The sequence below is a fragment of the Nostoc sp. FACHB-110 genome (assembly GCF_014697425.1).
Classification (GTDB): Bacteria; Cyanobacteriota; Cyanobacteriia; order Cyanobacteriales; family Nostocaceae; genus Nostoc_B.
The window spans coordinates 244805-261634 of record NZ_JACJRU010000002.1; the positions used below are offsets into that span (position 1 = coordinate 244805).

5 protein-coding genes are annotated in these 16830 nt (G+C 38.0%); all 5 read right to left on the reverse strand.

Annotation, left to right across the window (positions count from 1 at the left end; translation table 11 throughout):
• Window positions 1–14 precede the first annotated feature (14 nt).
• Genes H6G69_RS03530 through H6G69_RS03550 form a run of 5 tightly spaced genes read right to left on the reverse strand, consistent with a single transcriptional unit; the run spans window position 15 to window position 16775 of the window.
• A complete protein-coding gene (locus H6G69_RS03530) occupies window positions 15–3203 on the reverse strand; it encodes a non-ribosomal peptide synthetase (protein WP_190681648.1) in 3189 nt (1062 codons plus the stop codon).
• Between the two features lie 15 nt (window positions 3204–3218).
• Window positions 3219–4244: a TauD/TfdA family dioxygenase gene (locus H6G69_RS03535; protein WP_190681652.1), complete on the reverse strand. Its 1026-nt coding sequence runs from the start codon at window positions 4242–4244 to the stop codon at window positions 3219–3221.
• Complete coding sequence (locus H6G69_RS03540; RefSeq protein ID WP_190681655.1) at window positions 4241–5812, reverse strand: condensation domain-containing protein; 1572 nt, start codon at window positions 5810–5812, stop codon at window positions 4241–4243. Before H6G69_RS03540 ends, H6G69_RS03535 begins: the two co-directional genes overlap by 4 nt.
• 48 nt (window positions 5813–5860) lie before the next feature.
• Window positions 5861–11647, reverse strand: coding sequence for a type I polyketide synthase (locus tag H6G69_RS03545; RefSeq protein ID WP_190681658.1), 5787 nt, complete (start codon window positions 11645–11647; stop codon window positions 5861–5863).
• A 13-nt stretch (window positions 11648–11660) separates the two neighbouring features.
• The gene (locus H6G69_RS03550) at window positions 11661–16775 is read right to left on the reverse strand and encodes a non-ribosomal peptide synthetase (protein WP_190681660.1); all 5115 of its coding nucleotides are present in this window, start codon (window positions 16773–16775) and stop codon (window positions 11661–11663) included.
• Window positions 16776–16830 lie beyond the last annotated feature (55 nt).

A 16830-nucleotide genomic window follows, 5' to 3' on the forward strand; every position in this document is an offset into this window, starting at 1 on the left:
TGAGTGATGCGTTATTAATTATTTGTTGCTCTATGTTCTTGCCTAAGTTGTCGGCGTTGTTGGCGAGATTCTCGTTGATTTTCATTGATTCCGTAATTTGGTAAATCAGATTTATTATCTGATTTTTGAGTGAGATATTTAGCAAATTTACTAATAGTTGGATACTGAAATAAGTCTAGCATTGATATCTCTCTATTTAATGCTGTTTGCAGTTTATTGTGAACCTGAACCATGAGTAAAGAATGACCGCCAATATCAAAGAAATTATGATGAATCCCAACTTTTTCGATATGCAATAATTCTTGCCAGATATTGGTAATAATTTGCTCTAGTTCAGATGCGGGAGCAACGTAGGTTTGGGTTAAATCCAGTTGTCCTTGTTCTGGTAAGGCTCGATAATCTACTTTACCGTTAGGTGTTAATGGCAAAGCATCTAATTTTATCAAAGCCGGAGGAACCATATAATCTGGTAGTTTTTCTAATAAATAATGGCGCAGTTGACTAATAGAAATATCTGATTTTTCATTAACCACAAAATACGCCACTAAATGCTTTTGTTTATCTACGTCTTCACGGGCAATTACGACAACTTCTTTTATTTCTGGATGTTGCTCTAATACTGCGGCTATTTCTCCTAGTTCAATTCTAAAACCACGAATCTTCACTTGGTTGTCGATACGTCCGAGAAATTCGAGAGTCCCGTCTGGACGATAACGGGCTAAATCACCTGTTCGATAAAGGCGTTCTCCAGGTTTGTGAGTGAAGGGGTGAGGAATAAATTTTTGGGCAGTTAATTCTGGTTGATTTAAGTAACCACGAGCCAGTCCTAAACCAGCTATATATAATTCACCAACTACACCAATAGGAACAGGTTGCCAATGTTTATCTAATACATAATGTTGGGTATTAGCAATGGGTTGACCAATCGGAATTGACCCAGAATCGCGGGGATTATTTGGTACTTGATAAATACAACAACCCACTACGGTTTCTGTAGGGCCATATTCGTTAATTAGTATCGTTTCGGGAGCAAAATCTTGCCAAAAAGTTAATTTTTCTGCTAACAAGTTTTCGCCACCGATAATAAAAGCTTTTGTCCGACCAACTATTTCTGTTGGTGATAGTTGTCCTTTAAGTAAATCTAAATGTGCAGGGGTAATTTTGACTAGGCTTAAATTATGACTGCGACGTAAAGCCAAAGCGAGTGCATCAATTCCTTGATTTTCTGGTAAAAGTTCTACTGGAGTACCTACGAGTAAAGGCGAAAACAAACTCGTAACTGTCAAGTCAAAGCCTAAAGGAGAGTGGACTATTGTACCTGTTCCTTGCTCAACATTGTAGGCTTGGGTACACCAACTTAGATAATTAACTAGTCCTTGATGAGTAATTAAGGTTCCTTTGGGTTGACCTGTGGAACCGGAAGTATAAATAACGTAGGCGAGGTTTTGAGAGTTTGTCTGAGTCAGGAGATTTTTGGTGGTTTCTTGGGCGATAACTGACCAGTCTCTATCAATACAAAGCAGTTGTACTTTATCTGTAGCTAAACCATTGGCTAGATGTTGCTGTGTGATAACTAAAGGTGTTTGAGTATCAGCAATAATATAAGTTTGACGTTCTGCGGGATAAGCAGGGTCTAAAGGTACGTAAGCTGCGCCGGCTTTGAGGATAGCTAATAAACCAATGACCATCCATAAAGAACGCTCTAGACAAATTCCTACTAATACATCGGGCCCTATACCTAATTTTTGCAGGTAATGAGCTAATTGATTAGCACGGCTATTTAATTGTTGATAAGTTAGTTTTTGGTCTTGAAAGACAACAGCAATATTATCGGGTGTGGAATGACACTGTTGTTCAAACCAGTGATGAATGCACTCGTATTGCAGTTGTGTGGTTTGAGTATTGTTGAAGTCAACTAAAATTTGCTGACGTTCTTGGTTGCTGAGAATATTTAATTGTGAGATGGTTGCTGTAGGGTTTGCAATAGCACTAATTAATAATGTGTAGTATTGATTGGCTAACCGTTGAATATCTGCGCTAGCAAAGAGATGAGCATCGTAATGAAATTCTGCGTTGATGCTTTGGTTGGGGGTACAATCGCAAATTAGTTTAACTTTAAATCGGTCAACGCAAGCAGATTTTTGATAAATCGCAAATTTGATATCACTAGCTTGATACTGATGAGTAGCTTCTGTAAATTCAAAACAGAAGGGAAAAAATAAATTTTCTGTAATTTGTTCCCAAGCAAAACTCTCTTGCCATTCGGTTAATTCGGTTGTAGAGTTGCTCAGTTTATTTAAGATATCACTGAAGCGATCGCTTTGGTTAACGTCGCGACTCAAAGGCAAATATTTAGCCAATAAACCGATTGCTGATTTGAGTTCTTCATAATTACGACCATCGCAACCTAGCCCAATAATTGGCTTTGCTTCGTCGGTCAGCCGCCACAATAAAATTAACCAACAAGTTAGTAAAAATACACTTAGAGAACATTGATAATTTTGAACAATCTCCGCGATTTTATTAATTAGCTCACTAGCAATTGACAACTTAAAATATTCAGGTTTAAATTCTGATTCTGGAGAAATTGGAGATTCAAAAGCTAATTTACAACTCTCCAGATGAGAAATATCTAGTTGTTGCCAATTCTTTCTGTTAGCCAGTGTCTCTTCTGATGTTAATAGTTCATTTTGCCAAGCAGCAATATCAGCATATTGTAAATGTGCATCAGCTAATTTATCACCACTATAACAACTGCTAATTTCAGCAACTAAGTTATTTAACGATGCAGCATCAGCACACATAGCAGGGAGATTTATCAGGAGAATGTGCTTTTCATCTGATAGCTTAATCAAAGTTGTCTGTAATAAAGAATTTTGTTCCCAGTTGATATTCTGCCAAGGAAATTCTTGCAAAAGATTCTCAATATTTGCTGCTAAAAAATTGCTTTCATCCCAAGCTAAAGAAACATGATCTTCGACAACTTGAACGGGAATTTTTAAACCTCTGGCTTGATGAAAACTAGTGCGGAGTATTTCATGCCTGTCAAGCACTTTTTGTAAAGCGGCTTTTAAAATATTCACTTGTAAATTCCCTTCAAGGAGAATGGCACATTTAGTTAAGTAAACTGAGCTATTTTGTTGTAACATCCATAGCCGCTTTTGTTGGGGAGAAAGTTGAAATCCTTGTATTTGTTGAGGCATTTTTATTTATTACCTTTAATTATTAATATCTGCAAAGCTTGTCATTTCGCCCATAGCTACTAATAACTTTCTTTCACCAATAAAGGAATTACGTGCATGAGCCGTCAACAAGTTATCTAGGAGTAACACATCTCCTTGCTGCCAGGGGAAGCTTACTTCTAATTCTTGATAAAGTTCACAAATTTCTGCCATGATTGCATCTTCAATGACAGTACCATCACCGTAATAGCAATTACGGGGTAAATCTGATGCTGCAAATGAAGAAAACAGTGATTCTCTAGTTTGCTTATCTAAACAAGCCGGATGCCAATGTTGAGCCTGATTAAACCAAGTCAGTTCCCCTGTTTGCGGATGTTTTGCTATTGCTGGACGAATAGAAAAAGTTCTTAAACTGCCATCTGGCTTCCAGGTAAAATTTACAAAATTTTGTTGACAAATTGCTTCAACTTCTGCTTTATTTTCACTTTGAAAAACTGTTTGCCAGTTTAGCCCTAAACCGTTACCATAATTACGGACATACATCACTTGTTTTTCAATAAATGTTTCCCTAATTTGGGGATTTAGGCGTTGAAAAACTTGGCGACTATCAACTATCGGGGTTTCGCCTCCTTGTTGGGCTGGTTGACGACAACCAAATAAAATCTTTTTAGGCCAGCGATGATTAAAAGAGTTTTCATTGTGCCATAATAACTTGCGATCGCTAGGATAAAAAACTGGTGTATAAACATTCCCGCTCACGCTATTCCGGGGATGTTCGCCATTTTCGTGAAAAAGTTCTGAGCAAATTGCTAAACTAAAACGTTCAAATTCTGCAGCACTAGTAATATTAAAGCCTCGAAATAGTATAGCTCCATTGAGCAGTAATTTTTCTTCAATTAATTGACGATTAGCCTCAACCCAATCAGTAATATCAATATCATTAATATAGGGACTAATGACTAGCGGTAGTGTATTATTTTTGCTGAGATATTCTAGTTTAATTAATTCATTGTGGGCTAATTGTACTGTTTGGCGTTTAATAACTTTATCTAATTTCTTCATAAGGAATCCTCTGTTGTAGGGGCAGGATGAATAATCTGACGCTTAATAGTTTTTAGTTTTGCTTTATAGGTTGCTTTGGTATTTTGATTTTGGATCGATTCTGCTTGTTTATCTGCTGCTATTAACACTTCAATTAATTCGCTTAACCTGGCTGTTGGGTTAGCAGCAACTTGATTTAATAGCATTTCAAAATGTTTGAGCATTCGCGCTATGCTAGTGCGATAAAATAAATCGGTGTTATACTCTAATGCTGCGACTATTCCCTGTGGTGTTTCTGTAATTTCCCATAATAAATCAAGCTGGGTTGTCTTTTTTTCAACAGTTAAAGGTGTGATAGTCAAATTGGAAAGTTTTAAAGCTGGAGTTTGAGTATTTTCTAAAATTAACTTGACTTGAAATAAAGGTGAACGAGCCATATGTCTGACTGGGTTTAGCACATCTACAAGTTTGTCAAAAGGCAAATCTTGATGAGCATAGGCATCTAAAGTTACCTCACGGACTCGTTCAAGTAATTCACGAAAAGAAGGGTTTCCTGATAAATTAGTGCGTAAAACTATTTGGTTAACAAAAAAACCAATTAAACCTCTAACTTCTACTTGGTTACGGTTAGCAATATCAGTACCGATAATTATATCTGCTTGCCCTGTATACCAATAAAGTAGTGTTTTAAATACTGCCAACAGAATCATAAATAAGGTAATACCTTCTCGTTGATACAACGTTTTCAATTGTTCTGAGAAAGTTTGAGATAAAACAAGACATTGCCTAGCACCATTGAAAGTTGGTAATTTTGGTCTTGGCATATCTGTAGGCAATTCAACTACAGGAAGTTGACCACCTAATTTTTGCTGCCAGTAACTCAGCAAAGTTGCTAATTTTTCTCCTTGCAAATATTGACGTTGCCAAACTGCAAAGTCTACATACTGTATTGGTAGTTCAGGAAGTTGTGCTGCATAACCACGAGAAAAGTTTTCATAAAGCTTTGTAATTTCATTAATTAATACACCTATTGACCAAGCATCAGCAGCAATATGGTGGATGGTTAACAATAAAATATGCTCAGTTTCGCTCAGTTGCAATAAACTCACACGTAGTAAACAATCTTTGCTTAAATCAAAAGATTTTTGAGTTTCTTGATTAGCTAAAGATAGAACTTCTGCCTCTCTTTGTTCTAGAGGTAGTGCTTGTAAATTGACTACTTGTAATTTAAATACAGTAGCAGGCGAAATTACTTGAACAGGTTGTCCATCAACTAAGCTAAATGTAGTGCGTAAAGTTTGATGACGGTTGACAAGTGCTTGAAAACTCTGTTCTAAGGCTGCCACATTTAGCCAACCTGACAAGCGCATAAATTGGCAGATGTTAAATGCTGGGTTCCCAGGTTCTAATTGGTCGAGGAACCATAAACGCTGTTGCGAAAATGATAGGGGGAAAGTGTTTGATTTTTGATGATGAGGTTGAATTTGGGTTTTTGATAAGGTATCTCCTTTTTTTTGGTTTAATTTTTGGGTGAGTAGTTTTAGCTTTTCTGGAGATAAACCAGCAATTCTTTGAGAAAGGTCACTCATTTGCAAATAGCCTAAACAATATATATAAATCAGTATTTTTTTAACAATTTAGTTACTGATATTTGGCGTAGTGAGGAGATTGTTGACCTCTTGATCTGATAGGTTTTCAATATCTGCTAAAGCTTGAGCTAAATCGGCTAAATCTGCTTGCGCTGCAATATTTTGAACAATCAGTTCAGCTAATTCAGCAATAGTTGGCGAATTGAAAAAGCCCTTATAAGAAAGTTCGACTTGGAAGGTTTTGCAAAGTTGAGAAACAAGCTGAGTAGCAAATAAAGAATCGCCTCCTAATTCAAAAAAGTTATCATGAACACCAATTTGATTAATGCCCAGAAGTTGTTGCCAAATTTCAGCTAAATTAATTTCGATTTCGTTGCGAGGAGCAACATAGATATTATCTAAGTTGGGACGGGGATAAGTTACTCTAGTTTGGTTGATTTGGGCTAATTGTTGTTCTAGTGATTTATCAGATTTTTGGGGTTGAATTTGACTGATTAAATCTTGAGTGGAAACAATTATTTGTGGCAAGTTAATATTAGCTAAAATACAATTAAATACCTCAATTCCCTCTGCCGCAGTCATTCCGGCTGTTAATGCTTCGCCTGTGATTTCTTGATGTCTTTGTTCGACTGCAACAGCCATTCCGACACTTTGCCATCTATCCCAATTAATCGAGGTGATGAAGTTGCTATGTTGTGCAGCATGATAGTGGGCAAAGGCATCTAAAAAGGCATTTTCGGCAGTATAATCTACCATGCCTGATGTACCTGCAAAGGAAGATAGGGAAGAACAAAGTACAAAGAAATCTAGCTGTTTGTTTTGAAAAATTTTATTTAATACTCTTGTTCCTTGGACTTTTGGTGCTAATGCTTCAGCAGCAATTTCTTGGGTTTTGAGTTGAATCATTCCACCGCCTAAAACTGCGGCTGCATGAATGACTCCATTGATTTGACCAAATTGCAAATTAGCTTTTTTAACTACTGCTGACATTTGTTGATAATCAGCAACGTCAGCACTGAATACCATGATTTCTGCACCAACAGCTTGCAGATTTTGTAATTTCTGAATTTTCTGGCTCATGACATCTTCTGTATCATGAGTTGTTAGCCATTGCGCCCATTCATCTGCTTGAGGAAAAGGCGATCGCCCGATTAAAATTAATTTAGCTGCTACTGTCTTAGCTAGGTATTCGGCTAAAACTAGCCCGACACCACCCAAACCACCAGTAATTAAATATACTCCGTTTTGTTTTAAACGCTGATTTTTCGGAATCGAGGTGTCTAATTTAACAGCTTCAAAATCTTGCACCCAACGATGATGTCCTCGGTAAGCAATCACTTGTGCAGATGGTTGCAGAGAAATTTCTGTGATTAATTGCTGAATAAGTTGCTGTTCTTGCCAACTGTTGGCTATGGGTAGCACTATATCAATACTGCTACAAGTAAGGTTAGAATATTCTTGCGGAATTACTTGACAAGGCCCCATAATTAAAGCTTTTTCGGGACACAATTGTTCAGAACCTGTGACTATTTGCAGATGGTTGCTAATCACTCGAATGTCTAAGTTAGCTTTTTGATAAAATTCTGCGATCGCTTGAGTCAAAAACAGTAAGCTGTAAAAGCCAAAATATTCATAATCTTGAGATGTGTAGTATCCTAACTGATCTGGAGTGACGCTCCATAGATGCAGAATATTATTAGGAGTTTTACCCAATGTGCGAAGTTCTTGACACAAAAATTTGTAGTCTTGTGGTTGCTTTGGGTTAATTGTATATGCGCCACTGCGACTAATATATGTTTCGCCAACTTTGACGGTAATTACATCCTCACCTGCTAATTTTAATTGCGTGGCTATTTTTTCACCCAAACCGCATTCATCTACAAACACTAACCAAGAATTTGCTTGATTTGTTTTGACTTGATTTGCTAAATTCTGGGGTAAAGCAGCACGTTTCCAAGTAGGGAGATAAAACCACTCAGCAATGTTAGGTTTTTTACCTAATAAAACTGTATCAGATTCAGGTTGTTTGCTGTCAATATACTCGCTAAATGCCCTAGCTTCAGCATCATTTTTAGTAGCTTGAGCGATGAAAATTTCTTCCCCAAATACTTCTGTTTGGGAAACTACTGCGACTTCACCAAATCCATGCGCTTTTAAAGCAGCACACCACTGATTTTGAGATAAAAATGGATTACCACGACTGCGTTGTGCATCCTCTAAAGGATTCATCAACAAACCATCGGTGATATCAAAATTTAATTGCGCTTGTGTAATTTCCCATAATAATAATAAACCGCCTGGCGCTAATAAAGAACGCACATGAGTGATAGTTTTATCAATATTACTAGTAACGTGTAAAACGTTTACAGCAATCACTAAATCAAAATCATGCAAAGCATAACCTTGTTCAGTCGGAGATTTTTCAATATCCAAAAAACGATATTCAACAAATGGATAATTACTAAATTTTTCTTGGGCTTTTTTGAGTAATAAACCACCGACATCAGTAAAGGTGTAGCTTGCTCTTTCTCTAGGTAATATAGGTAATATATCTGTGGTAGCAATGCCTTGTCCGCCACCAATTTCTAAAATTCTCAGGTTGACATTTGGTGGTAATAACTTTACTATCGCTGCCACCTTGGTCTGCATAATACCTTTTAGATAGGTATTTAAGGGAACTTCTGATTTTACAGTTGCTGTATTTTTATTGGCGGCTGTAAAATACAACTCTAAAGGTTCTCTTTCACCTGTAACAACAGATGTTAAATTAGCTCCACATTCAGCCACAATATCTAATATATGTGGTGTATTTGCTAATTTTAATCTTGCTGTTTCTAAAAAGGAGTTAAGTGCATCAATAGACAAAGGCTGAAAGTTGCTAAACAGTCCTTTTTCTTGCTGTAAATACCCATTTTCTACTAATACATCTAACCAGCGATGTAATAATTGATGGTAGCGTGGGATGATGCGGCTTTGCTCTGATAATTCGGCAAAAGTATACTTAGCTTTAGCATCGGTGAAAATATTTAAATCTTGCAAAGCCAAGTTAATATAAGCAAGGCATAAGTTATCCAAACACTGTTTATTACTTAAATAAATTTCTCTATCAAGTAATTGTGTTTGAGACTGATGATTGCCAATTTCAATCACAGATTGCCAAATTTCATCAGTGGTAATTTGTGCTTTAATTTTTTGTGGTTGCGCTTCTAGCCAATAACGTTGACCTTCAAAAGGATAACTAGGCAAAGGGATATGATAGGGCTTTTTATGGCTATAAAAACTTGACCAATCAATTTTTATCCCTTGCAACCACAAACGCCCCAAAGTATTAAATATAAATGCTACATCTGATTTTTGCTCTTGGGTATGACGGAGTGTGGTAAGCGTAACTACCTCTGGTTGTTGATGTTGTTTAACCAAGGTACTTAAAGTTTTTCCTGGCCCGACTTCTAAAAATATGCGTTCTGGTTGCTGGAGTAGTTCAAGAATTCCATGACTAAATAGCACAGTTTGACGCAGATGTTTTGCCCAATAGTTGGGTTCTGTTGCTGCTGTATCTATCCATGTACCGCTCAGGTTGGAGATGAAGGGAATTTGGGGAGGATGGAGGGGAATTTGCTGCAACAGCTTAGTAAATGGTGCAATCATTCCATCCATCATGAATGAGTGAAAAGCACCAGATGTGTGCAGTCTGCGACAATTGATAGCTTGCTGTTGTAACTGTTGTTCTAATTGAGCGATCGCATCTATTGTACCGGAAACTACACAGCTTGATGGTGAATTACTTGCCGCTAGTGCCAAGTCTACACCCAAAAACGGCTGCATGTCCGACTCTCCCATCTGCACCGAAAGCATCGCACCAGTGGGTAGCTCTTGCATTAAGCGTCCGCGATGAGCAACTAATTTTAAAGCATCCTCTAAACTAAAAACTCCTGCCAAGGTGGCGGCTACATATTCCCCAATGCTATGACCAATCATCGCTTCTGGGCGTACACCCCAACTCATCCATAATTTTGCTAAAGCATACTCAATTACAAATAAAGCAGGCTGGGTGATAGCAGTTTGAGAAAGTTCTAGAGTCGGCGTTGCCTTGGGGTAAATCACATCACGCAAATCAAAACCTAAATGAGGCTTAAGCAGTTTCGCACAATTATCAACTTGTTCTCTAAAATATGCTTCAGTTTCATACAGTTCTCGCCCCATATTCACATACTGAGAACCTTGTCCAGGAAACATAAAAACTACCGGACGATGACAGGGTTTTTGATAATGGGTAAAAACTTCTGGACTATCTAAAGATGTTAGATTTGTAATAGCATTTTCCAGATTTTGACAAACCAAAATTCGCCGATAATCAAAAGCTTTACGACCTACCGCCAGAGTGTAAGCAACATCAGTCAAATTTAACTTTCTATTTTGCTGCAAGTAATTCGCCAAATTTTGCGTCGCCGTCTCCAAGGCTGTAGCAGTTTTAGCTGATAGGCACAATAGTAAATATTCACTTTTGATTTTTGACTTTTGACTTTTAACTTGTAATGGTGCTTCTTCCAAAATCACATGAGCATTCGTTCCCCCAATGCCAAAGGAACTCACCCCCGCGCGTCGAGGAGTACCGTTACTTTGCCAGTTAGTGAGTTGCGTATTGACGTAGAAGGGGCTATTGGCAAAATCAATTTGGGGATTAGGTTGCTTAAAGTGTAAGCTGGCGGGAATTTTTTGATGCTGGAGAGCTAATACAGTTTTAATTAAACCTGCTATCCCCGCCGCCGCATCTAAATGACCAGTATTGGTTTTTAAAGAACCTATGGCACAAAAACCTGTTTTGTCGGTATTGGCGCGAAAAGCCTGGGTTAAAGCGGCAATTTCGATAGGATCGCCTAAAGATGTGCCTGTTCCGTGGGCTTCAATATAGGTGATGGTTTCGGCTGCAACTTCCGCGACAGCTTGAGCAGTTTTAATGACTTTTGCTTGACTATCAATACTAGGGGCGGTGTAACTGACTTTTTGTGAGCCATCGTTGTTAATGGCTGAACCTTTGATGACTGCATAAATGGTATCTTGATCAGCGATCGCATCTTCTAATCTCTTTAACACTACAATGCCCACACCTTCACCGCCGACAGTTCCCTGGGCTTGGGCATCAAAAGCGCGGCAATGTCCATCAGGTGAACCGATACTGCCTTCTTTATAAAAATAGCCTTGTTTTCGCATGGCGCTGATAGAAACACCACCAGCTAAAGCCATGTCACATTCGCCATTCAACAGACTTTGACAAGCTAAATGCACTGCAACTAACGAAGTTGAACAAGCAGTTTGAACGGTATAACTTGGCCCAGTTAAATTTAATTTGTAAGCAACGCGAGTACTTAAATAATCTTTGTCACCACCGATAACTATTTGGTGTAAATCAACAGAGTTGCGAATCTGCTCATTTGTATAAACATTAAATAAATAGCCGCTTAAACCACTGCCAGCATAGACACCAATTGCACCAGGATAATTTTCACAACTGTAACCAGCATTTTCTAATGCTGACCAAGCACATTCTAAAAATAGCCGATGTTGTGGATCAGTTATTTCTGCTTCTTTGGGATTAACACCAAAAAAAGCTGCATCAAATAATTCTACATCGGCTAATACACCTCTAGCTTTGACATAATTAGGGCTATTAACTACATCTGCATCTATGCCAGAGGCTATCAATTCCTCATTGCTAAAAAAAGTGATTGTCTCTACACCTGCTTGTAGATTATGCCAAAACTCTACAATATTTTTTGCCCCAGGGAATCTGCCTGCTAAACCAATAATTGCTATTTCTGAGCCTGTATTATCCATTTTCTCTAATTCCTTAAATATTTCTGATGGCTTTCATTTTTTGTAGCCGTTTTTGTTGTTGTTCCTTGGCGATTGTTATTTTTTCAGCTTGATTGTCTGGCTTTTGGATATTACTTACTTGGTGTTGTAATTGATTTAGATACTCTGCTAAAGAACTGATAGTGGGGTATCTAAATAAATCCAGCATGAATAAATCAGTTTTAAATATTTCCTGCAATTCCCCATGAATTTTAATTAACAGTAATGAATGCCCACCAAGTTCAAAAAAGTTATCGTGAATGCCAATTTGGGCAATATTTAAAGCCTTTTGCCAAATATTTGCGATCGTTTGTTCTACTTTGGTTTGCGGTAATACATAATTCGCTGCTAATTCTGGGCGAAATTTCTCTGGCGCAGGTAACACCAACTTATCTATTTTGCCGTTAGGTGTGAGAGGTAAAGCTGCTAAAATCACAAAAGCAGCAGGTATCATATATTCTGGCAATTTTTCTGTTAAAAAGCTTCGCAGTTGAGTAGTTGTAAGTGGTGATTGAGAACTGACATATCCTACTAAACGTTTATCACCCTCATCTTCCCAAACTTTAACTACTGCTTGATTAACATCAGGATGTTGATGTAATTTGGCTGCTATTTCGCCTAATTCAATCCGAAAACCGCGAATTTTAACTTGCTCGTCTATTCGTCCGATAATTTCAATTTCACCATTAGCTAAATAACGAGCTAAGTCACCCGTTTTATAGAGACGTTTTCCTATTTGCTGGCTAAAAGGATGAGGAATAAATTTTTCGGCTGTTAATTGCGGCTGGTTGAGATAGCCTCTAGCAATACCCATACCACCTATATATAATTCACCAGGAACACCAATTGGAGTAGGTTGTAAATCAGCATCTAATATATAAACTTGTACGTTATCTAGTGCTTGACCAATTGGTACTTCTTGGAATGTCAGATTCAATTTTGCTAAATTCGCTAGATTGCTGATAGTTGTACCAATAGTTGCTTCTGTGGGGCCATAAGAATTAATTAATTGGACTTTTTCACCTACACGCTGTAGCCAGCTAGCTAATCGTTGCGGTAATGCTTTTTCGCCACCAATAATCACTAAACGCAGTGATTCAGGTAAAGATAAATTATCAGCAAATTCAGCAGTGATTTGATGCCAAAAAGCAGTCGGTAAAGCTAAGACAGTTATTTTTAACTGCTGACATTTTGCTAAAAATGCTGGCGTTGAATTCAACATAGAATCATTTCGCAGCACTAATTTAGCCCCAACTACTAAACTAGTAAATATTTCTTCTGCGGCTACATCAAAACAAATCGAGGCAAATTGTAATATATAGTCGCTTGGGTTCAGCGCATATTTCACAATCGCTGTTTTTGTATAATTAACTAAAGAATCATGTTGAATCATCACTCCTTTTGGTTTACCTGTAGAGCCTGAAGTGTAAATTACATAAGCCAAGTTTGTAGCTGTAATTTTTATCTTCAGATTCTCCTGGCTTTCTTGACTAATTAACTGCCAATCAGTATCTAAATAAATATTTTGCTGCTGATTTTGAGGTAGCCATGATTGTAATTTCTGTTGAGTTAACACCAAAGCTAAATTAGCATCTGCTAACATGAAACTCAAACGTTCTTGGGGATATCCAGGGTCGAGTGGCACATAAGCTCCGCCAGCTTTTAATATACCTAAAATCCCCACAATCATTTCTAAAGAACGCTCTACACAAATCCCTACCAATACCTCTGGTTTGACTCCCTGTTTTTGTAGGTAATGTGCAAGTTGATTAGCGCGCTGGTTTAATTCTCGATAGGTGAATTGCTCATTCTCCAATACTACAGCAACCGCATCAGGTGTTTTTTCAACTTGAACTTCAAATAAGTGATGAATACACTGGTTTTGTCGATAAGCAATTGTCGGATTATTCCACTCTTCTAATAGTTGATGTTGTTCATTGGTGGTTAATAATGGTAAATTCCGCAGATGTTGTTCTGGTTGTTTAACTAAACCTGTGAGTAAGGTGACATAATGACCAATCCAACGCTGAATGGTTTGGGCATCAAAAAGGTCAGTATTGTATTCCAACTCTAACAAAAGTTGCTGTTCTGTTTGAGCAACATTTAAACTAATATCTAGCTTGGTCGTATGAGGAGAATTTTTAACGATTTCAAATTCTTTATTAAACGAAGTGGCATCAGATTCAGCTTTATCTAAATTAAACCCTACAGTAAATAGTGGTGTGCGGCTTGGGTCTCTGGGTAATTTTAATTCTTCAATTAGTTTAATAAAAGGATAATTTTGATTTTCATAGGCATCTAACAATGTCTTTTGAACTAAATTTAAATACTCTATAAATGTAGGATTTGGAATAACTGGAGTACGTATGGCTAATAAATTGACACAATGACCAACAAGATGATTACCTGCAAAAGAAGACTGTCCGGCCGCCGCAATACCAACCACCACATCTTGCTGATTAGCTAATCTTTGTAAGAACGCCATAAATGAAGCTAGCAAGATGGTAAATAGAGTATAACCATGTTGCCCACTCAAGCTTTTTAAAGCTTTATATAACGACGTACTCAGGATAATATTTTCCCTTGCACCAGTGTAACTAAATGTGGATGGTCGCGGGCGATCGCTTGGTAATTCCAAAACTGGCACTGTAGCAAATTGCTCTAGCCAATAAGCCCTGGCTTTTGTCATTTCTGGGCTTTGCTGCATCTGGAGTTGCGACAGCGCATAATCACTAAATTTTGGCGGTTGTGGCAATTGCCAAGCTACACCTTGACACTGTGCTGCATATATAGTGGCTAATTCTTTTAATAAAATACCAATTGACCAACCATCAGCAACAATATGATGATTAGTCATCACTAAAATATGGTGTTGTGCTGCTAACTTAATTAGATGAAAACGCAGTAATGGTGCTTGCTCAAGCTCGAAAGTTTGTTGAGCTTCTTGTGCTAATAAATCTGCTAGCTGTGCTTGTTTTTGACGCGGCTCTAAAATCGACAAGTCACTAATAGGAACATCTATAGTTAAGCTGGGATGAATAATTTGCTCATCCCCTTTTGAACTAAAAGTAGTTCGTAATGCTTCGTGACGATGAATAATTGCTTGAATAGCTTGCTGTACTGCCGATAAATTGAAAACTCCTCGCAGGTGGATATATCGAGATTCGTTATAGGCGCGGGAGGCTTTATCTCCCATCTGTGCTAAAAACCAAAGTTCTTTTTGTGCTGCTGTCAGAGGAAGTTTGATAATTTCTTGGGGGTTGGGCAATAACTCCCCTTGTTGCATTTCTCCGACACTTTCTTTAACTGCCGAAATTATATATTCAATATCTGCATCGGTGTGTGCTGTAGATAAATAAAGGGTGCGTCCTTCCCAAACATAAACGCCTTTTTTCAGTAAGTAGTAGAAAAATAAATTACCAAATTGCAAAGGACTAGAGGCAGTAAACCGAAAGAGCGAGCCAAAATGAACTACTTGAATAGGTACTTGTTTTTGCTGAAAGTAATTGTTGAGAATTGCGGCTAAATTTGTTGTTTTTTGTGTTAGTTCTGCTTGCAGTTGCGCCCCACAATTTTTCATGTGGTTGAGTGCAGCCCAAGCCGCAGCCATCACCAAAGGATGTTTAAAAAAAGTACCTGCAAAAATAGTGGTTTCTGCTTCTGGATAAGACTTATCGCCATAGTTCCACATCCCACCATCAAGGGCATCCATTAAAGCCGCCTTACCAGCTATGACTCCAATGGGCATTCCACCCGCCACCGCTTTACCGTAGGTGGTCAAATCTGCTTGAATATTCCATAATCCTTGAATTCCACCTAGGTGCATCCGAAAGCCAGTAATTACTTCGTCAAAAATTAAGACAATTCCCCTATCTTGGGTAAGTTGTCGTAACTGCAATAAAAACTCTTTGGGTTGCAATTCTGGATGGCTGCTTTGTATCGGCTCAACTAAAATAGCGGCTAGTTCGTGAGCCTGGGTTTTGATAATCTCAATCGAGTCAGGATTTCCATATTCGAGTACTAAAACATCATCAGCAATGTATGAGGGAATACCGATAGCTTTCGGGACAGAGTGTGGCATTCCTTCATTGCTGCTGACTCCTCTGACTAAAACCCCATCATAATTACCATGATAAGAGCCAGCAAATAAAGCAATTTTTGACCGTCCAGTAGTAGCGCGTGCTATGCGAATTGCACCCATCACAGCCTCGCTACCATCATTACAAAAGGCTGCCCGCTCTGCACCTGTGAGTTCGCAAATTAACTCGGCCACCTGACCTGCCAGACGTGACTGCGGGCCATTGAGTATCCCTTGCTGAATTTGCGCTTGGACGGCGGCGATAATAAACGAGGGCGAATGACCAAATAGCAGCGAACCAAAACCCATTGAAATATCTACATATTCGTTACCGTCAACATCCCAAAGCCTAGCTCCTTCGCCGCGTTGCCCGTGAATAGGATAGACAATCTCTTTGGTTAAAGGCAGAAAACCTGCGATCGCTCTACTATTAGCATGAAAGCAACGATAATTTTGGGTCAACCGTTTAGATTCTTGAGTCCGTTGTCCAAACTCTGTTATTAAAGCATCTAGATGTTGTTGCTGACGCGGACTCAATTTTATCTTGCTAGTAGACTCTTCTTGATTGACTAAAGGCTGAGAAATTGGCGTTGAGGTGTGAGTAACTTGCTTATCAGCTATCCCGGCTTTACGTAATAGGTCTAGCTGTTTAGACATTAACTGCAACTGCTGTGCGACAACCTGTTCTAAGAGGGTGTTGGCTTTTAATCCCTGTGTTGTTTGTACTGGAATAGAAAATTGTGGTTGATTTTCGCTCAAACTAGGTTCTACAGATACTTGTTTAGGGAATTTTTCATGTATATAAGTTGCTAAAGCATCAATTGTCGGGAAATCTTCTAACAATAAGCGAAAAGAAATATCAATACCTAATTTTTCTTTAATAGCCCGATTAAACTGCAACAAAATTAAAGAATCTGCCCCCATTTCCATAAAAGGAGTTTGGCTATTAATTACAGATAATTTTACTCCCAGTGATTGACTAAGAATTTCTTTGAGAAGTCTGATAATTTCATCTTGTGATTCTTTAATCATAATTTTAAAAATAATAGTTGGAGATTAATATTAATTACCAATAAACTCTTTCTTG